A 22,254-nucleotide genomic window follows, 5' to 3' on the forward strand; every position below is an offset into this window, starting at 1 on the left:
CGGGTTATGAGCCCGACGAGCTACCAGACTGCTCCATCCCGCGTCTGTGTGTCGGCATTCTACAGAGGAACGCCAGGGTGTCAACCTCAAATTCCAGTAAAACCTGTTTCTCTTCAATCGCTTAGCGATCTAATGAGGTGCTCGGTCGGGCTGTGACGCAGGTGCAGCAAGGGCTGTAGCTCTATTGCAGTGCGCGATTCGATTGAAAAAATAAATTCATCAGCGGCAATTCCTACAGTCACAAAAGAACATTCAGACCACTGGTGCTATATACAGGTGTCAGTGAGATACTGCATATCTTGCACACCCTGACGCCTTTTCTCCGCCATGAACACTGCTTTGATATGACTCAGCGAAAGATCATCCACGTCGACTGTGATTGCTTTTACGCTGCCATCGAGATGCGCGATGACCCGCGCCTGGCCGGAAAACCTCTGGCGGTGGGTGGCTCGGCGGATCGGCGCGGGGTGATTGCCACCTGTAATTATGAGGCGCGGGCATATGGCGTGCGTTCGGCCATGTCCTCGGGGCATGCCCTGAAGCTGTGTCCCGACCTGACCATCGTCAAGCCACGTATGGATGCCTATCGAGAAGCATCTAAGGAAATTCATACGATCTTTCGCGATTACACCGAGCTCATCGAGCCGCTCTCACTCGATGAGGCGTATCTCGATGTGTCGGACAGCGCGCATTTCGGTGGCAGCGCAACGCGTATTGCCCAGGACATTCGCCGTCGGGTCTCCAATCAGTTGCATATCACCGTGTCCGCCGGGGTGGCGCCGAACAAGTTTCTGGCCAAGATTGCCAGCGACTGGAGAAAGCCCAATGGTTTATTCGTCATCACGCCGGATCAGGTCGAGGATTTTGTCAGTGGCCTGGTGGTAAGCAAGCTGCACGGGGTCGGTAAAGTCACCGCCGACAAGTTGGGCAGGCTCGGCATTGTCGATTGCTCGCAATTGCGCGAGTGGGACAAGTTGGCGCTGGTACGTGAATTCGGCAGTTTTGGTGAGCGACTCTGGAGCCTGGCCCGTGGGATCGATGATCGCCTGGTACACAATGACAGTCGGCGGCAGTCGGTCAGTGTCGAAAATACCTACGACGTGGATCTGCCTGACCTGAAGAGTTGCCTGGAAAAATTGCCCGAGTTACTGGAAACCCTGGCGGGTCGCATGGCGCGGATCGACAGCAGTTATCGTCCGGGCAAGCCTTTCGTCAAAGTGAAATTCCATGACTTCACCCAGACCACGCTGGAGCAGGCCGGGGCAGGGCGGGATCTGGGGAGTTACCAGTTGATGCTGACTCAGGCGTTCAATCGCGGCGGCAAGCCGGTGCGGTTGTTGGGGGTCGGGGTGCGGCTGGAGGATTTGCGCGGTGGGTTTGAGCAGATGGAGTTGTTTGAGCGGTAAGTCTATGAAGTCAAAAGATCGCAGCCTTCGAAGGCTGCGATCTTTTTTCGGGGAGGGCGCTTAATTCGGCCGCGGATCCGCCACCAGTCGCTCGCCATCCTTGGTCAGTGACTTGAGGAATTCGGACTGCAATTCAGGATCATTGCGCGTCAATTCGATCAGGCTCTGTTCCAGTTCGCTGGCTTCTTCTTCAAGGCCCAGCTCCGACAGGCGTTTGACCCGGTGTACCCACTGGTTTACTTCGTCGCCTTCCAGGTCGTCATAGATCAGCCCGTGGGCTTCGTACAACTTGCTGCGCAAGGTGCTGCTGACCGCCAGTGATGAGTCGGTGTGCACGTCGTCCTGGACGTCTTCGACCTTGATCAGCAGTCGGCTCAGGTGATTGATGTCATGTTCGGCGAACGGGGTGTCCAACAGGTTCAGGCGCAGAACGCCGCTCTTGTCGGTGCTCAACTGGAACGTTTCCTTGCCGGCCTTGACCTCGACCGGACGCTCGCTCCAGGGCAGGCTGGAGTATTCGGTGCGTTTGTCGCGCTGAACCTCGTCGATACCTGCCAGGTTTTGCTGGGCGCGGCCATGAGATTGCACGTTCATGAACGGGTTGAGCCCGGCGAAACCGTAGCTGAGCCAGTCCCTGGTCACGCTGTCTGGCAGATTGCCGAGGGCAAACACATTGACCACGTTGGCACCGACGCCAGCCACCACGGCCACCGCGCCCAGCGGGATTTCGTAGACTTCCCGCCAGGGTTGGTAAGGCGTGTAGCGATCGTAGTGCCGAGTGACCTCGAATTCGGTGACTTCGAAGGTCTTCTGCTCTTGGATTTTCACTCGCCGTTGCGGCAGCTCAAGCACCTTGGGCTCGCCGACATCGATCTGCAGGCTGTGATCGAGCAATTTGCGCTCGATGCGTTCCTCGTGCTCGCTGCGTTGTGACATTTGATTGGCACAGCCGCTGACCAGCAGGGCGCCGCACAGGGCGGCACCACCGAGGCCTAAGGTGTTTCGCTTGAACATGACGTCTCTATATCTGCTATCAGCGGCGGATGCGGGCCTGAAGGAAAGGCAGCACGTCGGCGACCGGCAGCGCTTGCGCCTCGGCCTCGGTGCGGCTCTTGTATTCCAGGTTGCCTTCGGCAAGGCCGCGGTCACTGACCACGATCCGGTGCGGAATGCCGATCAGTTCCATGTCAGCGAACTTGATACCCGGGCTGGTTTTCTTGTCGCGGTCGTCCAGCAGCACTTCGAAGCCTGCGGCAGTCAGTTCTGCATACAGCTTGTCGGTGGCTTCGCGAACGAGGTCGGTTTCGTAGCGCAACGGCACCAGGGCAATCTGGAATGGCGCCAGGGTGTCGCTCCAGATGATCCCTTTATCGTCGTTGTTCTGCTCGATGGCCGCAGCCACCACGCGGGATACGCCAATGCCGTAGCAACCCATTTCCAGGGTTACCGGCTTGCCGTTCTCGCCCAGCACTTCGCACTTCATCGCCTTGCTGTACTTGTTGCCCAGCTGGAAGATGTGCCCGACTTCGATGCCGCGCTTGATTTCCAGGGTGCCCTTGCCGTCCGGGCTTGGGTCGCCGGCCACGACGTTACGCAGGTCGGCCACGGTCGGAACCGGCAGGTCACGCTCCCAGTTCACGCCGAAGTAGTGCTTGTCGTCGATGTTGGCGCCGATGCCGAAGTCGCTCATCAGTTCGACGGAGCGGTCGATGATGATGGGCAGTGGCAGGTTCAGCGGGCCCAGGGAGCCGGCGCCGGCGCCGATGGCGTCACGCAGTTCGGCGTCGGTCGCCATGACCAGCGGGCTGGCGACGCCAGGCTGGTTGGCGGCCTTGATTTCGTTCAGTTCGTGGTCGCCACGGATGATCAAGGCAATCAGCTTGCCCTCTTCTTCGGCGCGTACGATCAGGGTCTTGATGGTCTTTTCGATCGGCAGGTCAAAGCCTTCGACCAGTTGCGCAATGGTCTTGGCGTTCGGGGTGTCGACCAGGCGCAGCTCTTCGGTCGCAGCGGCGCGTGAGGATTCGCGCGGCACGGCTTCGGCTTTCTCGATGTTGGCGGCGTAGTCGGAACCGTTGCTGAAGACGATATCGTCTTCACCGGATTCGGCCAGCACGTGGAATTCGTGGGAGCCGGCACCACCGATGGAACCGTTGTCGGCTTCAACAGGGCGGAACTTCAGGCCCAGGCGGGTGAACACGTTGCAGTAGGCCTGGTGCATGCGGTCGTAGGTGACCTGCAGCGAAGGCTGGTCGGCGTGGAACGAATACGCATCCTTCATGATGAATTCGCGGCCGCGCATCAAACCGAAGCGTGGGCGGATTTCATCACGGAACTTGGTCTGGATCTGGTACAGGTTGATCGGCAGCTGCTTGTAGCTGCTCAACTCATTGCGCATCAGGTCGGTAATGACTTCTTCGTGGGTCGGACCTGCGCAGAAATCGCGGCCCTGACGATCCTTGAAGCGCAGCAATTCAGGGCCGTACTCTTCCCAGCGCCCGGATTCCTGCCACAGCTCAGCCGGTTGAGTGCTCGGCATCAACACTTCCAGAGAGCCGGCGGCGTTCATTTCTTCACGAACGATGGCTTCGACCTTGCGCATCACTCGCAAGCCCATCGGCAGCCAGGTGTACAGGCCCGAAGCAAGTTTGCGGATCATGCCGGCGCGCAGCATCAGCTGATGGCTGATCACGACCGCGTCGGAAGGCGTTTCTTTCTGTGTGGCGAGCAAAAATTGACTGGTGCGCATGGTTGGCCGTTATCGATTGCTGATGACGAGAAATGACGGAGCATTGTACGGGCGAGATCCGCTGGCGTACAGGCGTGCGGTCGGTGGTGTGGCAGGAGGGCGGGATTCACCCGCCCTGTTGCGAAATTTCCTGCGTGGAGGTCCTACGATTCTTCTGCGATCGGGGTCTGCAGCGGCTCCGGCGTCGGTGTCGGCCCGGCCCGGCGGCGCTCCTGATACCAGTGCAGGGCGATCAGCAGCAGCGTCGGAACCCCGAGCAGTGCAGTGATCAGGAAGAAGTTGTGGTAGCCGAATTTTTCCACCATGACCCCGGAGTAGCCGCCGATCAGGCGCGGCAGCAGCAACATGATGGAACTGAGCAGGGCGTACTGGGTGGCGGAGAACTTCAGGTTGGTCAGGCTCGACAGGTAGGCAACGAACGCCGAGGTGGCCAGGCCCGAGCTGAAGTTATCCAGGGAAATGGTGAGGATCAGCATGTTCAGGTTGGCGCCCATGTCGGCGAGCATCAGGAACAGGATATTGGTGCCCGCCGACGCGATGCCGCCGATGAACAGGATCGGCAGAATTCCGAATCGCACGATCAGCAGGCCGCCCATACCGGCGCCCACCAGGGTCATGATCAAGCCGAAGATTTTGCTGACGCTGGCGATCTGATCCTTGGAGAAGCCCTGGTCGATGTAGAACACGTTGGCCATCACGCCCATGACCGTGTCGGACATCCGGTAGGTCGCGATCAGCCCGAGCAGCAGCAGCGCTTGCCAGCGGTAACGCAGGATGAAGTCGTTGACCGGCGTCAGTACCGGCGCCAGGCCACGGCGACCCATGGCCGACAGGCACAGGGCGGTGAAGAGGGTGTAGAGGATCGCACGCAGGAAGGCGCGGTCTTGCAGCAGCAGGTCGAGCAGGCTCACGCCTCCGAACAGCACGCTGGCGAAGTCAGTGTTATAGAGCTGGGTGAACATCGCCGGCACCGAAACCAGCAGTACGATCAGGACGAACACCGACGCCAGTTGGTGCGCGAAGCTGTAGCGCCCGGCCTGTAGTTGGGTGCGCAATGGCACCGGCGGTTCGCGCATGAACAGGCAGGTCAGCAGCGCCGGGACCATCAGGACACCAAACAGTATGTAGGTGCCGGCCCAGGCGGAGTGTTGATAGTTGAAGCCGGTAGAGCCGAAACCTTCGGCGAAATACAGTGCGCCGGCGGTGGCCAGCAGTGCGGCGATGCGGTAGCCGGACATGTAACTGGCGGCCAGTGCGGCCTGGCGGTTGTCTTCGGCGATTTCCAGGCGATAGGCATCGACGGCGATGTCCTGGGTGGCCGAAGCAAAGGCGACGACGACGGCGATGGCGATCAGCCAGGACAGATGTTTTTGCGGGTCACAAAAGCCCATGCCGATCAGGCCGAGAATCACCAGCGCCTGGGACAATACCAGCCAGGATCGTCGGCGCCCGAGTTTGCCGAGCAGAGGCAGGCGCCATTGGTCGAGCAGTGGCGACCACACCCATTTGAAGGCGTAGGCCAAACCGATCAGGCTCGCATAACCGATGGTTTCGCGAGCCACACCGGCTTCGCGAAGCCAGACCGAAAGCGTCGAAAACACCAGCATATAGGGCAAGCCGGCGGCGAAACCAAGCAGCAACAGCACGAGTGTCGAGGGGCTGGCATAAGCGGCGAGCGCGGCGCGCCAGGTTTTACGGGGCATGGGCTGGAGTCTGCCTCAAGAAATACGGAAACAAAGCGCGCACTCTAACCGCTGTGCTCTACCGGGCGCCAGCCATGGCGCTGAATATCAACACGATTATTCAGGATGCTGATGCCTTCCGTGCGTAATCGTGCGCGCTGTTCATCCCCCGAAGGGCTGCCGGCCGGCAGGCTCAGGCGCCCACCAGCGCCCAATACGCGGTGCCAGGGTAATTTGCTGTCGTTGGGTAATTGGCTGAGTGTGCGCCCTACCCAGCGGGCGGCACGGCCCAACCCTGCCAGCTCTGCCAATTGACCGTAGCTCACGACTTTACCTTCGGGTACTTGCGCCAGCGTCAGGTACAGTGCCGTGCGTCGGATTTGCGCCGCGCTCTCGGGTTCGGTGGGTGAGTCAGTCACGTGCGTCAGTCCTGAAGAAATTTGCATTACCGTCTGTAGGGTAATTCGAGCATAGGCAGTTGAGAAATGAACTCAATGGAAATCGTCGGGTCAGTCCTTGCTAGTGCCTTATTCCTGCGGATAATGCCGATTTTTTTCGCGAACTTGAGCCTCTATTTGCTTATGTTGTCCAGATCCCTGCTGTGCCTCGCTGTCTTCAGTGCCTCCACTCCCTTGCTCGCCGATACCGTCTGGTTGAAGAACGGTGACAAGCTGAGCGGCAAGATCGTCCTGTTCGATGGTGGCAAGCTGGTGCTCCAGACCGAGTACGCCGGTTCAGTGCCGATCGACTGGAGCAAGGTGAAAACCCTGGAAAGCGATCAGGAGTTGCTGGTCAAACAGGATGCTTACACCGGTGAAAAAGCCAAATCGCTGAAAGCGGCAGATGACGGCAAGGTGACCCTGGCCAACGGTGACGCACCAAAAACCGTGGAGTTGGCGAGTGTTCAGCAGATTCTCAAGCCGAAACCTGTGGTCGAGGATCTGGTATGGAAGGGCAACGTCGACATGGCGCTGGATTATCAGCGCGCGGAAAATGACACCGATGACTACGACATCGATTTCAAGACCACTGCGCGCCATGGCCGTTGGCGACACATCGCCGAAGGTGAGTACAACCGGGAGTTCCAGGATGACGTGGTGACCACGGACAATTGGCGGGCCGAGTACGCCCTTGACCGCTTCCTGACTGACAAGTGGTTCTGGCAAGGTCGGCTGGTCTACAAGCGTGACAAGGTTGAAGATCTGTCTCGCCAGCGCACGGTCGGTACCGGTCCTGGTTATCAGTTCTGGGATGATGAACTGGGCGCATTCTCCCTTGGTTCGCTGGTCAACCGCACGGACTATGAATTTGCCGATGGCAACGAGGAAAACTTCTATTCCCTGGCCATGAAGTGGGATTACAACCGCTACCTGATTGGCAAGAGGGTGGAGTTCTTCACAAGTGGCGAGGTGGGCAAGCCGCTGTCGGGTGTGGCCGATTATGCCCTGGATGCTGAGATTGGACTGCGCTACAAGGTGACTGACTGGGCTTCGCTCAATCTAAAGGCGGAGCGCGACATCATCCACGGTACCGACGAGTCCGATCTGGACAAGACTCGCTACAGTGCCGGGTTTGGTGTGACCTGGTAAGGCTTTGAAAAAAAGATCGCGGCTTGGGCCGCGATTTTTTTCGCCCGGCAAAAACACACAGGCACAAAAAAGCCCCGCTGTTGAGGGCGGGGCTTTTTACTAAAGCAAGTACAAGTTAGATAACTTGAACTTCTTCAGCTTGCATGCCTTTCTGACCGCGGGTAGCGATGAAAGAAACCTGTTGGCCTTCTTTCAGGCTTTTGAAGCCGTCGGATTGGATAGCTTTGAAGTGAACGAACAGGTCGTCACCGGATTGTGGAGTGATGAAGCCGAAGCCTTTTTCATCGTTGAACCACTTAACGGTACCGGTTTGGCGATTAGACATGGTGTAACTCCTTGAACAAAGATAACTGCGACTCAGGAAGAACCCTGGCCGAGACTGAGTGCAAAGAGCAGGAAAAATTCTTGTAGATGGTTGGATCGAAATTCAACATATCGTGTAGAGATTCTCAGTGACACAAGCAGCACAGTGGCGCCACCTTAACCCTTTTTCCGGGACGTGCCAATGCTTCTTGTGCAGGTTTCTCTGTTTTAGGGATCGACGGTGTGTCGATTCGTCGCCAACGCAGGTAATTCCCGGATGTCCGGCGAGAATTGCAGCGTGGACTTTGAACCCGGCGGCGCGCCCCGGTAAGATGCCGGACAGATTTTTTCCACCTCGCTATTCAGGACACCCGCCATGAGCATCAAATCGGACAAGTGGATTCGCCGCATGGCGCAGGAACACGGCATGATCGACCCTTTCGTCGAGCGCCAGGTGCGTGGCAGCGACGATAGCCGTGTGATCTCCTACGGCGTGTCAAGCTACGGCTACGATGTGCGTTGCACCAATCATTTCAAGGTGTTCACCAACATCAACTCAGCCATCGTCGACCCGAAAAACTTCGATGCCGGCAGCTTTGTCGACGTCCACAGCGACGTGTGCATCATTCCGCCCAACTCCTTCGCCCTGGCCAGCACCGTCGAATATTTTCGCATTCCGCGTAATGTATTGACCATTTGCCTGGGCAAGAGCACCTATGCGCGCTGCGGCATCATCGTCAACGTCACGCCGCTCGAGCCTGAGTGGGAAGGCCATGTGACCCTGGAGTTCTCCAACACCACCAATCTGCCGGCGAAAATCTACGCGAACGAAGGCGTGGCGCAGATGCTGTTCCTTGAATCCGATGAAGAGTGCGAAGTGTCCTATAAGGACCGCGGCGGCAAGTATCAGGGCCAGCGTGGCGTCACCCTGCCTCGCACCTGAGTCAGCCGTCTGACAAGCAGGGGGAATTCTTCAGCGAGCGTACACTCTATGGAGTGTACTGCTCCGATCCGCGCCAGGCGGGTCGGACCACCGCTCAGGAGTGCCCCATGAAGATCAATCCGCTCATCAGTGCCGAACTGGCAAGGCTAGAACCCAATCAAGTGGGTGTTCTGGCCTGGTCGCTGCTGGCACATCCGCCCGTCAGCATGGCGGGGGGCATCCCGGGTCAGCCTGATCCCGATACCCCAAATGAACAGCCCACCGAACCCGGGGAGCCTACTCTGCCGGATGAGCCGCCACCTGCGCCTGTGGTCTGACCGAACACGGTCCTGTAGGCGCTGTCGAGTGCAACGAAGCTGCGATCTTTTGATCTTGATCTTTTTATAATCACCGAAGATCGCAGCCTCGTTGCACTCGACAGCTCCACGGGGAGTTGCCTGCGCAGACGTTTTTACTTCAGGTTGCCGCTGAGGAACTGCTTCAGGCGTTCGCTTTTCGGATTGCCCAGCACGTCGGCCGGCGCGCCTTCTTCCTCCACCAGACCCTGATGCAGAAACAGCACCTGGCTCGACACTTTACGAGCGAAGCTCATTTCGTGGGTGACCATGATCATGGTCCGGCCTTCTTCTGCCAGGCCCTGGATCACCCGGAGCACCTCGCCTACCAACTCCGGATCCAGGGCTGAAGTGGGTTCGTCGAACAACATCACTTCCGGTTCCATGGCCAGCGCCCGGGCGATGGCGACACGTTGCTGCTGCCCTCCGGACAGAAACGCCGGGTACTGGTCCGCCACCCGCGCCGCCAGGCCGACCTTGTCCAGATAGCGGCGGGCACGGTCCTCGGCTTCCTGCTTACTGCATCCGAGCACCCGACGTGGTGCCATGGTGATGTTTTCCAGCACCGTCATGTGGCTCCACAGGTTGAAATGCTGGAACACCATGGCCAGTCGGGTACGGATCTTCTGCAGTTCATCGGGGTCGGCTACGTGCATGCCGTGACGATCCTTGATCATGCGAATGTTCTGCCCGTCCAGACTCATGGCGCCGTCATTGGGCTGTTCGAGAAAGTTGATGCAACGCAGAAAGGTACTTTTGCCCGAGCCGCTGGCGCCGATCAGGCTGATGACGTCGCCCATCTTGGCCTTGAGCGAAACACCTTTGAGCACTTCATGATCGCCATAGCTTTTATGCAGGCCTTCGATGGTCAATTTGTACATGGGGCATGCATCCTCAAGGCGAAAGTAGGTAGCCGCTGCGATAGGCTTCGGTGCCCGCGACGTGGGCGATCACCATGCCGGCAGTGGCCATGCGGCGCAGCGAGCGGGCGTACATCAGCCCGGCTGTGGCGCAACGAACGGGGGTGACGAGATCGTTGATCGGGTCGATGACTTCGGCGATCAGTTGCCCGGCTTGCAGGTATTGGCCGGGCAGCGCGGTGAACACCAGCAGTCCGCCGACGGGAGTGGCCACAGGTTCCACAGCGGCCAGCGGTGTCGCGGGGTAGGGCAGGTCGGGCATGGGCGCGGGTTCGCCGGCAATCGCACCGAAATGGATCAGGTAGTCGATCAGTGCCTGGCAGTCGACGCTGGCCAGCGGGTGATTGACATCGCCCTGACCGCGCAACTCGACGGTGACCGAAAAGCTGCCTGGCGGGATCTCGAAATGCTCACCGAAACGTTCCTTCAATTGCCACCAGAGCAGGGTGAAGCATTCGTCGAACGACTGTCCGCCGGAGTCGGTCGCCAGCAGGCTGGCTTCGGCACCGATGTAGCGGGCCAGGGGCTCGACCTGCGGCCAGGCCTCAGGTGTGGTGTACAGGTGCGCAACTGCTTCGAAATCACAATGCAGGTCGAGCACCATATCGGCATCGCACGCCAGGCGTTGCAGGGTCAGGCGCTGGGATTGCAACTGGGTGTCGGCGCTCTGTCGGGCCAGTGCGTCGCGCAAGGTGCTGCGCACCAATTGCATATTGTGCTGTGGATCATCGGCGAGTTTGCCTTCGATGGTGTTGCCGACTTCTTCACTCAGGTCAACGAACCAGCGATTGAAATTCTGCCCGCTTTCCAGCTCATAGCGGCCCAGCGGTACATCCATCAACACCTGTTCCAGGCCCACCGGATTGGCGATCGGCACCAGCACGATTTCGCTGCGCAGGCGCCCGGCGGCTTCCAGCTCCGCCAGGCGCTGCTTGAGGTGCCAGGCCACCAGCATGCCGGGCATTTCGTCGGCGTGCAGGGAGGCCTGGATGTAGATCTTGCGGGTGGCCGGTTGCGGGCCGAAGTGAAAGCTGTGGATCTGTCGTGCGGTCCCCGGCAGCGGGGCCAGCAGGTCATGTATCTGGTGGCGCATCTCTTGTTCCCTGAAGCAGGATAAGTCCTAGTGGGTCGGCCCGAGAAAGGCCAGCCAGCGACGTTCGGCGAGGCGGAACAGGCCGACCAGCGCGAAGGTGACAGTCAGGTAGATCAGTGCGGCGATGCCGAACGACTGGAAAGTCAGGAACGTTGCCGAGTTGGCATCGCGAGCGACTTTCAGGATATCCGGGATGGTCGCGGTGAATGCCACGGTGGTCGAGTGCAACATCAGGATCACTTCGTTGCTGTAATAGGGCAACGAGCGACGCAGGGCCGAAGGCATGATCACGTAGGCATACAGCTTCCAGCCGGTCAGGCCATAAGCCTTGGCCGCTTCGACTTCACCATGGTTCATGCTGCGAATGGCCCCGGCGAAGATCTCCGTGGTGTAGGCACAAGTGTTCAGAGAGAAGGCCAGGATCGTGCAGTTCATCGCATCGCGAAAGAACGCATCGAGTACCGGCTGAGCCCGGATGGCGGCCAGGCTGTAGATCCCGGTGTAGCAGATCAGCAGCTGGATATACAGCGGCGTGCCACGGAACAGATAGGTGTAGAACTGCACCGGCCAGCGAATGTAGAAGTGCGGCGAGACCCGGGCGATGGACAGCGGGATCGACACCAGGAAGCCGATGAATATAGACGCGCTGAGCAGCCACATGGTCATGGCCAGGCCGGTGATGTGGTAGCCGTCGCTATAGAGGAAAGGTTTCCAGTATTCCTGCAGGAGTTCGATCATCGTACGGCCTCCCGGGTGCCCGCGGAGTAACGGCGTTCGAGCCAGCGCAGGATGAAGTTCGAGGCACTGGTGATCAGCAGGTAGATGAGTGCGGCAACCACGAGGAAGTAAAACAGCTGATAGCTGCTTTTGCCGGCGTCCTGCGCGGCCTTGACCAGGTCGGCGAGGCCGATGATCGACACCAGAGCAGTGGCCTTGAGCATCACCATCCAGTTATTACCGATGCCGGGCAGGGCATAGCGCATCATTTGCGGAAACACCACGATCCAGAAGCGCTGGCCGCGCTTGAGGCCATAGGCGGTGGCGGCTTCGACCTGACCCCGCGGGACCGCGAGGATCGCGCCGCGAAAGGTTTCGGTGAAGTAGGCGCCGTAGATAAAGCCCAGGGTAATCACCCCGGCGCTGAACGGGTTGATCTCGATGTATTCCCATTCCATGAAGTCGGTGAACGATGTCAGCCAGGTTTGCAGGCTGTAGAAAATCAGCAGCATCAGGACCAGGTCCGGAACGCCGCGAATCAGCGTGGTGTAGACCTGGGCGGGGACACGCATAAGCTTGAGCTTTGACAACTTGGCACTGGCGCCCAGCAACCCGAGCAACACGGCTACCAGTAGCGACAACGCCGACAACTTGATGGTCATCCAGGTGCCTTCCATCAGCAGCGGGCCGAAGCCCTGCAGGCTGAAGGCTGAGAGCCCCAGATTTTGTAAGAGGTTTTCGAACATAAATCAGCAACCTGATCAGATAAAAAATGCGCCCATCGCTAGATGGGCGCCGGGCATCATTTGCCGCTGTACAGATTCAGATCGCCAAAGTGTTTCTTCTGAATGGTGGCGTAGGTGCCATCATCGTGTAACGCTTTGATACCTTTATCCAAAAGTGCCTTGAGCTCGTTGTTACCTTTAGAGATACCGATCGCTGTTTTGGCCGGCAGCAATTCGCTGTCGACCGGCTTGCTGACTTCATAGCCTTCGCCTTTTGGCGACTTCAAGAAGCCCAGCTCAGCTTGCAGCATGTCCTGAATCGCCGCGTCGAGGCGACCGGACATCAAGTCGGCATACACCTGATCCTGATTCTGATAGGCCTGGGTTTTCACGCCAGCCTTGTCCAGCACGGCTTTGGCGTAGGCTTCCTGGATGGTGCCTTGCTCGTAGCCAACGGTTTTGCCTTTGAGGGACGCGACGTCTTCGCTCACACCGGAACCTTTCTTGAACACGTAGGCAGTCGGTCCGGAGAACAGCTCGCTGGAGAAGTCGATGACTTTTTCGCGGGCTGGGGTAACGGTCATCGACGAAATCACACCGTCGAATTTATTGGCCTTGAGGCCCGGGATCATACCGTCGAAGTCACTTTCGACCCATTTGCACTTGACCTTCAGCTCGGCGCAGATCGCGTTCCCCAGATCGATGTCGAAGCCCACCAGGCTGCCGTCAGCCGCTTTCGACTCGAACGGTGCATAGGAAGGGTCAACGCCGAAACGCAATTCCTTGTATTCCTTGGCCATGGCGGAGCCAGCAGCCATGCACAACGCCAGTGCAGAAAGGGTCAGCAATGCTTTTTTCATTATTCAATCCCTAAGAACCAATATGAGCGCTTATGGCGCAGTTTTATTGTTACTGGAAAGCGTAAGACCCATTGAAAGTAGCAATTTCCGAACCACAGTGGCGAACAAGCGTTTTAAAAGGTGCTTGATCAAAGGTCGGAGCGCGATTTATGCACGAAAACGAGCGCAGGGAAATGCCTGCACACATTTGGTTCGGTGCAAAGGCAAAAATGGCGTGTGGGTGACTCTGCCGAGCAAGTCCTGTAGGAGCGAGCCTGCTCGCGATGGACGTTAACGATAACGCGTGTTTACCCGATTAAACGCGGCGCGCTTGAGTCCATCGCCAGCATGCTGGCTCCTGCAAAGGGGGGCGGCTTGGGATTATTTTCCAGGCGTCAACGTCAGTCGCGCCGTGCCATACGCCTTGTCGTAATTTTGCGACTGCATCGGCAGGCTCATGTACTGCCCCTTCAACCACGGATCAATGCTGTTGAGGTAGTTAGGGCTCGCCGGATTGCCGGACTGGCCTGTGCCGTTCTGAGCCATCAGCGGCTCGGTCTGGCTGAAGTCGACGATAAATCGCATGGCTGGTGCCAGGGTGGTGTTGAAGTCCTGGCCCCAGGCGAATGCGGCAGTATTGAGGGTGCTCTGGTCGCCGCCGGCCGGCAGCGGCCCGCGCACGTTCTGGCCGCCGGCGTTTTTCCATTCGTAGCGATGCAGCTTGCCCCACTGCCAGGCCTTGTGATCGCCGCCCAGCAGGCTGTCGCCGGCGCTGATCGCGGCAGCCAGGCTGCGCGCGAGGATGGCCGGCTTGTCTTCCTTCTGTGCGGTGCGTACGTCATCCCAGAACGGACTGTCCTCGCGCGCCAGCAAATGATCGGCCTGGGCGGCATAGGACAACTTGCCGTTGGCGACAAAGGCTTGCCACGCCGGGCTGCTTTGCGGGCCCAGTTCATCGAGAAAAATCTGCTTGCTGCTTTCCTCAAGGAACAGCTCGTAGATCGCCGCGTCGGTGGAAGTCGCACTGACCTTGCCGTCGAATGCCATCAAGCGGCTGTAGGCCTCGCGGGCCTTGGCGCTATCGGCTGCCGGTAAAGCATTGATGGCCTGTTTCAGCGGCTGGGACATGCCTGGCGCTTCGAACATTTTCTTCAGTTTGGCGGCGAACGTTGTGGTCTGGTCGTACTGCATGGCGATCATGCTGCGACTGTCGTGTTTGCCTGCGCCGGCCAGTTCGGCCATGCGCTCGCCACGTTCCGGAGCCGCCCACGAGTTGGACAACTGCATGCCGTAGCCATGGGGAATGACCCGCTGGTTGGCGGTGCCGAGCCAGCCCTGGGCCGGGTCCTGATCGTAAGGATGGAGCATCGGGTCGGCGTAACCGTCCCAATCGTAGCGCCCCTCGGAGCCGGGCGATGGCAGCAGGCCTTCACCTTCGCGGCGGTTGGGATAGCGACCGGTGACTTGCCAGCCGATATTGCTGGCGTCGGCGAACACCAGGTTCAGTGCGATGGCGCGAATCTCGCGGCTGGCATCCGAGGCTTTCTCGACGCTCTGGGCGCGGGTCAGGTCGAACAACGCATCCAGGGTTTTGTCGTCGGTGAAGCCCGGCGTCTGCAAGGCCAGACCGAAACCATTGGCCAGAGCTGTGCCTTGGGCGCTGTTGAGCAGCGGGCCGTGACGGGTTTCGTACACGGCTTCGCGAATCGGTCGCTGGCCTTTGACGAAGTAAGTTTCGTTGCGCACGATCGCCGGCTGCCATTTGCCGTTGGTTTCGTAGGTCAGTGCGTTGCCCTGGCGCTTGATTTTCTCCAGGAACAGATCCTGGTTATCGCCCATGACCGACGTCATGCTCCACGCCACTTTGCCGTTGAAACCACCCAGAACCATCGGCAAGCCGGCGATGGTCACGCCAGAAGCTTGATACTTCGGCGCGCGGATCTGCACGTAGCTGAACAACGACGGCACGCCCAGCGGGCCATGGCTGTCGCTGGCCAGCAGGCTTTTGCCACTGCGGCTGCGTTGCGGGGCGATGGCCCAGTTGTTCGACGAGGTGGCGCCCAGCAGGTTCAGGTCAGACAGTTGCCCCGTGGCTTTACTGATTTGCGTCAGCCCCGGGATTTGCCCGTTGAGCTTGATGCCCTGGAGTTTTTCGCTTTCGGCCAGCGGCAATTTTTCGTCGGGGGCGGAGGGGCTCAACCAGGCCAGTTTGTCGGTGGTGACAGTTTGCGCCAGCACCAGCGAGGCAATTTCTTCCGGCAGGTTGGCCGACTGGCTGAAGTTCAGCAGGCAGAAAATCAGCGCCGAATCCTCCGGCTGCCAGTATTCAGGCTTGTAGCCGGTGGCAACGAGGTCCGCTGGCAGTTTGTCGCGGTAACGGAAAAGGTAGGCGTTGACCCCGCGGGCATAGACTTCGAAGAAGCGTTTGAGGCGCGGCGAAGAGGCCTTGTACAGCTCGCCGGCGCTTTTCTTCAGGTTGACCGCACGCATGTAGCGGTCGGCATCCAGCAGATCCGCACCGGACATTTCGGTCAAACGGCCCTGGGCCAGCAGGCGCAGGGTGACCATCTGCGTGATGCGATCGCTGGCGTGCACGTAACCGAGGGCGAACAGGGCGTCGTGGAAGCTGCTGCTTTCGATCAACGGCATGCCCATGGCATTGCGCCGCACCGAAACGTTCTGCGCCAAACCTTTGAGCGGCTGTACGCCGGAGGCCGGCGGGAGGGTGTCCTGGGCATTGAAAGTCTGACAACCGGTCAGGCTCAAAACGCCAGCGACTGCTGCGGCAACGCCGAACCGGGGTAGAAAATGAGTAAGGGCTGGCGAGGCCATGGCAAAGCTCCTGCGGGGTGGTAGCGCAATAAAGGCGCTACGTTAGTGAGCAGGCGATGGCCGCGCAAGCGGGGCAAGAAGTTATTTCAGGATTTGTCAGATGAAGCGCAAAAATATCGCGCTTGTCAGTCACGGGGAGTAATGCTGAAGTGGAGCAAATCCAATGATTGTGCATGAGTACAGTAGGCATGGAGCTCCAGGCAAACGCAGCGCTGATCATCATCGATCAACAAAAAGGCATCCTGCATCCGCGGCTCGGTCGGCGAAATAATGCCCAGGCCGAAGAACGCATGCTGGAGCTGCTGGGGCAATGGCGGCGCAGCGCTCGGCCGGTGATTCATGTGCAGCACTTGTCCCGGTCAGAAGATTCGGTGTTCTGGCCGCAGCAATCGGGAGTTGAATTTCAGCAACGTTTTGCGCCACAACACGGGGAATGGCTGATCCAGAAGCAGGTTCCGGACGCGTTTTGCGCCACCGGGCTTGAGGCGAAGTTGCGCGATGCACAGATCGGGCAGTTGATCATCGTCGGCGTGGCCACCCACAACTCGGTGGAATCCACGGCGCGTACGGCGGGCAACCTGGGGTTTGATGCCTGGGTGGTGGAGGATGCGTGCTTTACCTTCGACAAGGCCGACTACTTTGGTAAGGCGCATTCAGCCGAGGAGGTTCATGCAATGTCGCTGGGGAATTTGCATGGCGAATATGCAACGGTCGTCAGCACCGGGCTCATTCTGAAAGCTGGCCGGTAACCAGCGCGAGCCAGTTCGCCGCAAAGGGATTGCCAGCTCCCACAGGATCGACGGTGAACACAGGTCCTGTGTCAGGCGCAGTTCACTGTGGGAGCGGGCTTGCCCGCGAAGGCGATTCAACAGGCGAAGCAGACCTTCGCCCGAAGCATCAAGCGCCGTGGCACTTCTTGAATTTCTTGCCGTTGCCGCATGGGCACGGATCGTTGCGGCCAACGTCTTTCAGGGCGTTGCGCACCGGCTCCTGGTGAGCGTGGCCGCAATTCGGGCCATGGACATGGCCGTGGTCGTGATCATGATGATGGTCGTGATCATGATCGTGGTTGCAGTCAGGGCCATGGACATGAGGTTGCTGGGTCATCGGGGTTACTCCGGAATTAAATCGGCGGGGATTATCACGCCATTACGCGCCAGGTGCACGTAGTGGGCGATGAATAAACCGGTTTCCATTTCACCGTCCAGACGATAGGGAATGGACTTCTTGGGATTTTTCAGGTGTTTGACCAGGTCACGGACCTTTGGCCACAGGTTCGTGCGGATCGGCACCTTGAAATAGGCGCTGTGTTTGGGGCCGACGGTAAACCAGTGTTCGTACTCGCCTTCGGCCAGCAAAATGTCCGCCAGATGAATGCGGTATTCCAGGCCGCGTACGGTCAGGTCGCTGTCATTGGGATTGTCGACGCGAAAGTGCAGGATGAATTTCTGATCCAGCAGTCTGGCGCGCACGACTTCGACCCTGACCAAATGAACCTCGGGCTCCAGAGCATCGTCGCTGAACCATGACGCACAGCCACTGAGCCCCAGGAACAGGAGCAGGGCGAACAGATGAAACGCGGTAGGCCGGATGGTCATGGTGGTGGTTCTCCCTTGCCCCCCAGTCTAGCCGCTGAATGTCACATCAAACGCTGAAGTAACCCGCGCAACACTTTTTGAATTTCTGTCCGCTGGTACACGGGCAGGCATCGTTGCGACCCGCTTTGAGCGCTACGGTAGGGTCGATGAAATACCAGTGCCCGGCGTTCTGCACGAACGATGAACGCTCGCGATGGCTGTGCTCGCCGGTGCTGTCATGCCAGCGCGCGGTGAAGGTCACGAACGCATGTTCGGGCTGACCGCCGAGGACTTCGGAGCTTTCCACCTCAAGCCCCAGCCAGGTGCTTTGGGCGCTCCAGTCGCTGATCGATTGACGGTCCAGGCCAGCTTGTTGCGCGGGCAGGGTGGTCGCCACCAGGTAATCGACCAGGCCCAGCACATAGGCGCTGTAACGCGAACGCATCAAGGCTTCTGCGCACGGAGCCGGATGGCCGGCGTGATAATGACCGCAGCAGGCGTCGAGCAGGGTACCGCTGCCGCAAGGGCAAATGGGTGTACTCATTGCGTTACCACCAATATTTCCCGAAGTTTTCCGGATTGGCCCAGAAGCGAGAATTAAGCCAGTCGGGCACTTGTTTGTATTCAAGCAGATCGTAAGTGAACAAGGTCAATTGCTGTTCTTCGCGCTCAAAGCGCTCGCTGGCTTGCAGGGCCAGGGAAAAAAAGTCGGTCTCCTGCCAACCACAGGCTGCCAGATCCGCCAGCACCGCGATACGGCTGGCATTGAGATTTCGAATGCCGCCCAACAGGTTCAGGCCTTCGCGCTTGGGCAGATGCTCCAGGCAATCGACCACCAGCGCCAGGTCGAAGCGCCGGGCTGCCAGCTCGGCAGGCAGTGCTCCGGGCGGGGCGCAGGCGACGCAGCTGTCCGGGTGCGCGAGTTTGAAAGCCTCCAGCGCCGGGAACTCGCTGGCGCCAATCAGCAAGAGGCGCGCAGGTGCGTAGCGGTCCAGTAAGGCGGCCAGTGCCTGTTGCGGCGTGCGTGAAGAAATACCTGCAGTCATCAAAGTTCCTCAATCAGATCTGCCAAGACTAGCCTGCCTGAACGTCCGGGCCTAGAGCGTCTGTTCGGCATAACCAGGAACCTGTCGTAAATACACTGTTAAACAGCCTGACCCTTTTCTGGCGGAGTTTAATACTCGGGTCTTTACTAGGTGAATCGGTTCTAAGCCGATCCCTCAGGAGAAAACTAGATGAGCATAGTTCGGACAGCATTACCCTTGGTTCTGCTCACCAGTGTGTTGACTGGTTGTGCAGGTTTGCAGAAAACCGACTGGCCGACCTGTGCGGCGGTCGGAGGTGTCGTGGGTGCGGGCCTCGGTGCGACCGAAAGCTCGGCATGGGCCGGTTATGGCGCGCTGCTGGTGGGCGGCACGGCCGCAGCCTATTGCTGGGTTCACGGTGATGGCGACGAAGACGGCGATGGTGTGCCGGACAGCCGCGACAAGTGCCCTGGTACGCCTAAAGGCGTAACGGTAGATGCTAACGGTTGCCCACCACCTGCTCCGGTGGTTGAAGAGGCGGTCGTGGTCAAGGAAGAAACCATCGTTATTCGCGATGTTCACTTCCAGTTCGACAAAGCTACGCTCACCGAGTCCGACAAGCAGGTTCTCGACAAGATTGCCACGCGCTTGAAAGCGGAAGCTCCTACTGCTCAATTGACCGTAACCGGCCATACCGACAGCGTGGGTAGCGATACTTACAACCAGAAACTGTCGGATAAACGCGCCCACTCTGTGGTTGAGTATCTCATTGAGAGCGGCGTGCCACGCAGTAACTTCGTGTCCGTTGTGGGTGCCGGTGAAAGCCAGCCGGTTGCCGACAACTCCACCGCTGACGGCCGTGCACAGAACCGTCGCACCGAAATCAAAATTAACCGCTAACCCCCTCGCATCCGCGGCTTGTGCAGTCGCGGATGCGGGTCTTTACTCCTGTGTAACCGGTATTGGCCGGATACACAGGAGCTTTCAATATGATCGTTCTCACAAGGACCGTCCTTCCGGTTCTACTAATAGGCAGCCTGCTGACCGGCTGCGCTACTCACAGTGATGGCACTGCCCCCCTCAATCAAAGAACCTGGCCTATCTGCAGCCTTATCGGCGGCCTGGTCGGTGGAGGCCTGGGCGCGATTGAAAGTGCCGGTTGGGCCGGTGGCGGCGCGGCGCTCGGCGTTTTGGCCGGCGGCTTGATCTGCTATGCCCAGGATGGTGACGAAGACGGCGACGGCGTGTTCGACCGCCGTGACCGCTGTCCCGATACACCAGCCGATACCCCGGTCGAACATCACGGTTGCCCGTTGCCACAGTACCCTGTTGCGCAACCTGCCGAACCGGTGCCAGTCGAGGTCATCACCCTCAGCGATGCTGGCGATGTACTGTTTGCCTTCGACCAGTCCGACCTCACGCCTGCGGCCAAGAGTCAGTTGGACGACCTGATGGGCAAGCTGCAAGACGCCAGCGTGGTGAGCATCAAGGTAGTTGGTCATACCGATAGCGTAGGTTCGGACGAGTACAATCAGGGCTTGTCGGAGCGGCGCGCCAGCAGCGTGGCCGATTATCTCCTGAGTCAGGGGGTGGCGCCGAACAAACTCACCAGTGAAGGCAAGGGCGAGAGTCAGCCGGTGGCTGACAACGAAACAGATGAAGGCCGCGCGAAAAATCGTCGCGTAGAGCTGCACATCAACCGCTGAGCCTTGAAATAGAGCCGTCGCACGTTAATTTAACGCGTGGCGACGGCCGTTCGGCGGCCTCCATGAAGATATTTCCGTTGCCCTCTGGCTTATCCCGCGTGGAAGCCGTTACTGTGCGCGCAAAGAATAATATTTGTTGGGAGCGCGTATGAAGGTGTTATGGGGGCTGGGCAAGTTATTGACCCTGCTGTTCTGGCTGGTGGTGCTGGTCAATCTGCTCGTGCCGTTCAGCTATCCGCTGCACCCGTTGGTCAATCTGGCCGGCGGCTTCCTGGCATTCATCCATCTACTGGAAGTGCTGCTGTGCAACCGCAGCCTCAAAGGGCGCGCCCATCCCTGGCTTGACCGTCTGAAGATCGTCATTTTCGGCGTATTCCACCTGCAAACCATTCCGGCTCCTGCCACATCGAAGGCTTCCCATGCGTAAACTCTGTCTGCTTGCCGCTCTCGTAAGTCCATTGGCCAGCGCACAGGTGGTGAGCGTCGAAACCAATTCGCTGATGCGCCTGCCCAACACCGCCAGCACCCTGCAACTGGAGCGCCTGGAAGTGGCGGACTACGGGACGTTGCTGATTCCTGCGAACGTAACCGAAGTCACAGTGGGTGAACTGCACCTGGGCCACGAAGCGCGGATCGCCATCGTGCCCGGCGAACAGGCGCTGGCGCTGAAGGTGCATCGGGCCGACCTTGCCGAAGGCAGCCAGATCACCGCGCGGGGTGCGCCGGGTACGTACGAGAAGGCTGCCCGTGCCGGGCGAAGTATTGATGTGCAGATAAAGTCACTGAATGCACCGCAATTGTTGGTCGATGCTCGCGGTGGCGCGGGCGCGCCGGGGTTTGTCGGCCTCGACGGTGCCAACGGGCAGGCCCCGGGCTGCACCTGGGGCCAGGCCGGTCGCGGTGCTGATGGCAGCGATGGCAGTAACGGCCAGCCGGGGGCACCAGGCGCGCTGGTTAAACTGGCAGTGCCGCACGACTATCCGGCAGAACGCATCAAGGTCCAGGTGGCCGGCGGTGCCGGTGGTGCAGCCGGCCCTGGCGGCAAGCCGGGGGCGGGTGGCAAGGCCAAGGGCTGTCTCATTTATAACGCCGATGGCGGCAAGAGCGGGCGCCCTGGTGCCGATGGTCAACCCGGGCCTGAAGGCGCGCCGGGTTCGGTGACGGTGCAGCGGTTGTAACCTGTTCCTTCGCGGGGCTTTTGTGGGAGCGAGCCTGCTCGCGATGGAGGCCAGCGATGGCCTGCACTGTCTGGATAACAGCGGTGAGTTTGAGAACATCGCGAGCAGGCTCGCTCCCACAGTAATTCGCTGTCGGTGGGAGAGAGCCGGGTCAGGAGCAGCTTTTAAAGCGTCGGGCGTGCCGCGGCAATTGCAACCAGCACCAGACCAACCAATAAATTGATCCCCACCAATCGACGAATCCGCCCCAGCACCGCCGCACCTGCCGGCCAATCCTGTGCGGTTACCGCCGTACGCAGTTCCGGCAACATCAGCGCCTGAATACGGATAAACAGCGCCGTCATTACCACATACAAACCCATCATTACCTGCACATAACGTGGCGCGGCTTCAAAACCGTTGAACTGCATGTGCAGCATGCCCACGCCGCTGACAGGCAGCAGTATCACGGCTGCCCAGACCCAGCGGAAAAACCCCGGGAACACTTCTACCCATAACTTGAGCCGGGCAGGGCCCTCCAGCGCCTTGACTGCCGCAGGGCGCAGGACCATCCAGGCGAAAAACATGCCGCCGACCCAGACCAGTGCGGCGAGGACATGCAGGGTGTAAACGATGCCAAAAGGTGTCATTGGGGT

25 protein-coding genes are annotated in these 22,254 nt (G+C 59.3%); 9 read left to right on the top strand and 16 right to left on the bottom strand.

All coding sequences use genetic code 11. The features are described 5' to 3' along the window. Window positions 1-344: 344 nt before the first annotated feature. Window positions 345-1,406 (top strand): DNA polymerase IV, encoded by a 1,062-nt coding sequence (gene dinB, locus AC07OG_RS20315; protein ID WP_495067904.1) that lies wholly within the window; start codon window positions 345-347, stop codon window positions 1,404-1,406. A 60-nt stretch (window positions 1,407-1,466) separates the two neighbouring features. Here the strand turns inward: dinB and AC07OG_RS20320 are convergent, their stop codons facing one another. The 4 genes from AC07OG_RS20320 to AC07OG_RS20335 form a co-directional block, all read right to left on the bottom strand. After that, window positions 1,467-2,420 (bottom strand): hypothetical protein, encoded by a 954-nt coding sequence (locus AC07OG_RS20320; RefSeq protein ID WP_060541076.1) that lies wholly within the window; start codon window positions 2,418-2,420, stop codon window positions 1,467-1,469. Window positions 2,421-2,439: 19 nt separating this feature from the next. Continuing rightward, window positions 2,440-4,155: a proline--tRNA ligase gene (locus AC07OG_RS20325; RefSeq protein WP_495067905.1), complete on the bottom strand. Its 1,716-nt coding sequence runs from the start codon at window positions 4,153-4,155 to the stop codon at window positions 2,440-2,442. A 143-nt stretch (window positions 4,156-4,298) separates the two neighbouring features. Further along, window positions 4,299-5,858: an AmpG family muropeptide MFS transporter gene (locus tag AC07OG_RS20330; protein WP_495067906.1), complete on the bottom strand. Its 1,560-nt coding sequence runs from the start codon at window positions 5,856-5,858 to the stop codon at window positions 4,299-4,301. A gap of 44 nt (window positions 5,859-5,902) precedes the next feature. After that, window positions 5,903-6,283: an MGMT family protein gene (locus tag AC07OG_RS20335; RefSeq protein WP_236707789.1), complete on the bottom strand. Its 381-nt coding sequence runs from the start codon at window positions 6,281-6,283 to the stop codon at window positions 5,903-5,905. 135 nt (window positions 6,284-6,418) lie between these two features. On the opposite strand from AC07OG_RS20335, the gene AC07OG_RS20340 reads away from it, so the two are divergent. Then, the gene (locus AC07OG_RS20340) at window positions 6,419-7,426 is read left to right on the top strand and encodes a DUF481 domain-containing protein (protein WP_495067907.1); all 1,008 of its coding nucleotides are present in this window, start codon (window positions 6,419-6,421) and stop codon (window positions 7,424-7,426) included. A gap of 115 nt (window positions 7,427-7,541) precedes the next feature. On the opposite strand, the gene AC07OG_RS20345 is transcribed toward AC07OG_RS20340, so the two are convergent. After that, window positions 7,542-7,751: a cold-shock protein gene (locus tag AC07OG_RS20345; protein WP_002554837.1), complete on the bottom strand. Its 210-nt coding sequence runs from the start codon at window positions 7,749-7,751 to the stop codon at window positions 7,542-7,544. Between the two features lie 354 nt (window positions 7,752-8,105). On the opposite strand from AC07OG_RS20345, the gene dcd reads away from it, so the two are divergent. Together dcd and AC07OG_RS20355 are read left to right on the top strand one after the other, a co-directional pair. Beyond that, complete coding sequence (gene dcd / locus AC07OG_RS20350; protein WP_060541081.1) at window positions 8,106-8,672, top strand: dCTP deaminase; 567 nt, start codon at window positions 8,106-8,108, stop codon at window positions 8,670-8,672. Window positions 8,673-8,779: 107 nt separating this feature from the next. Beyond that, window positions 8,780-8,989, top strand: a complete 210-nt coding sequence (locus AC07OG_RS20355) for a hypothetical protein (RefSeq protein WP_060541082.1) — start codon at window positions 8,780-8,782, stop codon at window positions 8,987-8,989. 134 nt (window positions 8,990-9,123) lie between these two features. On the opposite strand, the gene AC07OG_RS20360 is transcribed toward AC07OG_RS20355, so the two are convergent. The 6 genes from AC07OG_RS20360 to AC07OG_RS20385 all read right to left on the bottom strand — a co-directional run bounded on the left by AC07OG_RS20360 (window position 9,124) and on the right by AC07OG_RS20385 (window position 16,133). Continuing rightward, window positions 9,124-9,888 (bottom strand): ABC transporter ATP-binding protein, encoded by a 765-nt coding sequence (locus AC07OG_RS20360; RefSeq protein ID WP_495067908.1) that lies wholly within the window; start codon window positions 9,886-9,888, stop codon window positions 9,124-9,126. Window positions 9,889-9,901: 13 nt separating this feature from the next. Next, window positions 9,902-11,020, bottom strand: coding sequence for a succinylglutamate desuccinylase/aspartoacylase family protein (locus tag AC07OG_RS20365; RefSeq protein WP_495067909.1), 1,119 nt, complete (start codon window positions 11,018-11,020; stop codon window positions 9,902-9,904). 27 nt (window positions 11,021-11,047) lie between these two features. Further along, entirely contained in the window at window positions 11,048-11,758 is a 711-nt protein-coding gene (locus AC07OG_RS20370; protein ID WP_060541085.1) for an ABC transporter permease, read from the bottom strand. Beyond that, a complete protein-coding gene (locus AC07OG_RS20375) occupies window positions 11,755-12,483 on the bottom strand; it encodes an ABC transporter permease (protein ID WP_060541086.1) in 729 nt (242 codons plus the stop codon). Before AC07OG_RS20375 ends, AC07OG_RS20370 begins: the two co-directional genes overlap by 4 nt. Before the next feature lie 56 nt (window positions 12,484-12,539). After that, window positions 12,540-13,322: a transporter substrate-binding domain-containing protein gene (locus tag AC07OG_RS20380; protein WP_495067910.1), complete on the bottom strand. Its 783-nt coding sequence runs from the start codon at window positions 13,320-13,322 to the stop codon at window positions 12,540-12,542. Between the two features lie 360 nt (window positions 13,323-13,682). Continuing rightward, window positions 13,683-16,133 carry a penicillin acylase family protein gene (locus AC07OG_RS20385; protein WP_495067911.1) on the bottom strand — a complete coding sequence of 817 codons (2,451 nt, stop codon included), beginning with the start codon at window positions 16,131-16,133 and terminating at the stop codon, window positions 13,683-13,685. A 188-nt stretch (window positions 16,134-16,321) separates the two neighbouring features. Between AC07OG_RS20385 and AC07OG_RS20390 the strand changes: the two genes are divergently transcribed. After that, the gene (locus tag AC07OG_RS20390; RefSeq protein ID WP_060541089.1) at window positions 16,322-16,882 is read left to right on the top strand and encodes a cysteine hydrolase family protein; all 561 of its coding nucleotides are present in this window, start codon (window positions 16,322-16,324) and stop codon (window positions 16,880-16,882) included. A 148-nt stretch (window positions 16,883-17,030) separates the two neighbouring features. On the opposite strand, the gene AC07OG_RS20395 is transcribed toward AC07OG_RS20390, so the two are convergent. The 4 genes from AC07OG_RS20395 to AC07OG_RS20410 are packed head-to-tail and all read right to left on the bottom strand — an operon-like array spanning window position 17,031 to window position 18,756. Next, complete coding sequence (locus AC07OG_RS20395) at window positions 17,031-17,240, bottom strand: SEC-C metal-binding domain-containing protein (RefSeq protein WP_008083915.1); 210 nt, start codon at window positions 17,238-17,240, stop codon at window positions 17,031-17,033. Between the two features lie 5 nt (window positions 17,241-17,245). Further along, window positions 17,246-17,731: an LEA/WHy family protein gene (locus AC07OG_RS20400; RefSeq protein ID WP_495067912.1), complete on the bottom strand. Its 486-nt coding sequence runs from the start codon at window positions 17,729-17,731 to the stop codon at window positions 17,246-17,248. A gap of 46 nt (window positions 17,732-17,777) precedes the next feature. Continuing rightward, window positions 17,778-18,254 carry a YchJ family protein gene (locus AC07OG_RS20405; RefSeq protein WP_495067913.1) on the bottom strand — a complete coding sequence of 159 codons (477 nt, stop codon included), beginning with the start codon at window positions 18,252-18,254 and terminating at the stop codon, window positions 17,778-17,780. Between the two features lie 4 nt (window positions 18,255-18,258). Further along, entirely contained in the window at window positions 18,259-18,756 is a 498-nt protein-coding gene (locus AC07OG_RS20410; RefSeq protein ID WP_060541092.1) for a DUF6231 family protein, read from the bottom strand. A gap of 189 nt (window positions 18,757-18,945) precedes the next feature. On the opposite strand from AC07OG_RS20410, the gene AC07OG_RS20415 reads away from it, so the two are divergent. The 4 genes from AC07OG_RS20415 to AC07OG_RS20430 all read left to right on the top strand — a co-directional run bounded on the left by AC07OG_RS20415 (window position 18,946) and on the right by AC07OG_RS20430 (window position 21,619). Beyond that, entirely contained in the window at window positions 18,946-19,635 is a 690-nt protein-coding gene (locus AC07OG_RS20415) for a PA1041 family peptidoglycan-binding anchor lipoprotein (protein WP_060541093.1), read from the top strand. Between the two features lie 89 nt (window positions 19,636-19,724). Then, entirely contained in the window at window positions 19,725-20,441 is a 717-nt protein-coding gene (locus tag AC07OG_RS20420; protein ID WP_495067914.1) for a PA1041 family peptidoglycan-binding anchor lipoprotein, read from the top strand. 148 nt (window positions 20,442-20,589) lie between these two features. Next, window positions 20,590-20,868 (top strand): DUF1145 domain-containing protein, encoded by a 279-nt coding sequence (locus tag AC07OG_RS20425; RefSeq protein WP_495067915.1) that lies wholly within the window; start codon window positions 20,590-20,592, stop codon window positions 20,866-20,868. Next, window positions 20,861-21,619: a hypothetical protein gene (locus AC07OG_RS20430; protein WP_060541096.1), complete on the top strand. Its 759-nt coding sequence runs from the start codon at window positions 20,861-20,863 to the stop codon at window positions 21,617-21,619. The genes AC07OG_RS20425 and AC07OG_RS20430 overlap by 8 nt, the downstream gene beginning before the upstream one ends. Before the next feature lie 164 nt (window positions 21,620-21,783). Here the strand turns inward: AC07OG_RS20430 and AC07OG_RS20435 are convergent, their stop codons facing one another. Continuing rightward, entirely contained in the window at window positions 21,784-22,248 is a 465-nt protein-coding gene (locus tag AC07OG_RS20435) for a CopD family protein (RefSeq protein ID WP_495067916.1), read from the bottom strand. Window positions 22,249-22,254: the final 6 nt, after the last annotated feature.

This window comes from Pseudomonas sp. GW821-FHT09H03, assembly GCF_059415945.1.

What these genes read in the sequence shown, in the direction of transcription:
- AC07OG_RS20340 (WP_495067907.1), top strand. Translation starts at nt 6,419, where the DNA reads ATGTTGTCCAGATCCCTGCTGTGCCTCGCTGTCTTCAGTGCCTCCACT.
- AC07OG_RS20355 (WP_060541082.1), top strand. Translation starts at nt 8,780, where the DNA reads ATGAAGATCAATCCGCTCATCAGTGCCGAACTGGCAAGGCTAGAACCC.
- dinB (WP_495067904.1), top strand. Translation starts at nt 345, where the DNA reads ATGACTCAGCGAAAGATCATCCACGTCGACTGTGATTGCTTTTACGCT.
- AC07OG_RS20365 (WP_495067909.1), bottom strand. Translation starts at nt 11,020, where the DNA reads ATGCGCCACCAGATACATGACCTGCTGGCCCCGCTGCCGGGGACCGCA.
- AC07OG_RS20330 (WP_495067906.1), bottom strand. Translation starts at nt 5,858, where the DNA reads ATGCCCCGTAAAACCTGGCGCGCCGCGCTCGCCGCTTATGCCAGCCCC.
- AC07OG_RS20345 (WP_002554837.1), bottom strand. Translation starts at nt 7,751, where the DNA reads ATGTCTAATCGCCAAACCGGTACCGTTAAGTGGTTCAACGATGAAAAA.
- AC07OG_RS20325 (WP_495067905.1), bottom strand. Translation starts at nt 4,155, where the DNA reads ATGCGCACCAGTCAATTTTTGCTCGCCACACAGAAAGAAACGCCTTCC.
- AC07OG_RS20395 (WP_008083915.1), bottom strand. Translation starts at nt 17,240, where the DNA reads ATGACCCAGCAACCTCATGTCCATGGCCCTGACTGCAACCACGATCAT.
- AC07OG_RS20400 (WP_495067912.1), bottom strand. Translation starts at nt 17,731, where the DNA reads ATGACCATCCGGCCTACCGCGTTTCATCTGTTCGCCCTGCTCCTGTTC.
- AC07OG_RS20375 (WP_060541086.1), bottom strand. Translation starts at nt 12,483, where the DNA reads ATGTTCGAAAACCTCTTACAAAATCTGGGGCTCTCAGCCTTCAGCCTG.
- AC07OG_RS20385 (WP_495067911.1), bottom strand. Translation starts at nt 16,133, where the DNA reads ATGGCCTCGCCAGCCCTTACTCATTTTCTACCCCGGTTCGGCGTTGCC.
- AC07OG_RS20390 (WP_060541089.1), top strand. Translation starts at nt 16,322, where the DNA reads ATGGAGCTCCAGGCAAACGCAGCGCTGATCATCATCGATCAACAAAAA.
- AC07OG_RS20430 (WP_060541096.1), top strand. Translation starts at nt 20,861, where the DNA reads ATGCGTAAACTCTGTCTGCTTGCCGCTCTCGTAAGTCCATTGGCCAGC.
- AC07OG_RS20380 (WP_495067910.1), bottom strand. Translation starts at nt 13,322, where the DNA reads ATGAAAAAAGCATTGCTGACCCTTTCTGCACTGGCGTTGTGCATGGCT.
- AC07OG_RS20320 (WP_060541076.1), bottom strand. Translation starts at nt 2,420, where the DNA reads ATGTTCAAGCGAAACACCTTAGGCCTCGGTGGTGCCGCCCTGTGCGGC.
- AC07OG_RS20435 (WP_495067916.1), bottom strand. Translation starts at nt 22,248, where the DNA reads ATGACACCTTTTGGCATCGTTTACACCCTGCATGTCCTCGCCGCACTG.
- AC07OG_RS20420 (WP_495067914.1), top strand. Translation starts at nt 19,725, where the DNA reads ATGATCGTTCTCACAAGGACCGTCCTTCCGGTTCTACTAATAGGCAGC.
- AC07OG_RS20360 (WP_495067908.1), bottom strand. Translation starts at nt 9,888, where the DNA reads ATGTACAAATTGACCATCGAAGGCCTGCATAAAAGCTATGGCGATCAT.
- AC07OG_RS20405 (WP_495067913.1), bottom strand. Translation starts at nt 18,254, where the DNA reads ATGAGTACACCCATTTGCCCTTGCGGCAGCGGTACCCTGCTCGACGCC.
- AC07OG_RS20425 (WP_495067915.1), top strand. Translation starts at nt 20,590, where the DNA reads ATGAAGGTGTTATGGGGGCTGGGCAAGTTATTGACCCTGCTGTTCTGG.
- AC07OG_RS20370 (WP_060541085.1), bottom strand. Translation starts at nt 11,758, where the DNA reads ATGATCGAACTCCTGCAGGAATACTGGAAACCTTTCCTCTATAGCGAC.
- AC07OG_RS20410 (WP_060541092.1), bottom strand. Translation starts at nt 18,756, where the DNA reads ATGACTGCAGGTATTTCTTCACGCACGCCGCAACAGGCACTGGCCGCC.
- AC07OG_RS20335 (WP_236707789.1), bottom strand. Translation starts at nt 6,283, where the DNA reads ATGCAAATTTCTTCAGGACTGACGCACGTGACTGACTCACCCACCGAA.
- dcd (WP_060541081.1), top strand. Translation starts at nt 8,106, where the DNA reads ATGAGCATCAAATCGGACAAGTGGATTCGCCGCATGGCGCAGGAACAC.
- AC07OG_RS20415 (WP_060541093.1), top strand. Translation starts at nt 18,946, where the DNA reads ATGAGCATAGTTCGGACAGCATTACCCTTGGTTCTGCTCACCAGTGTG.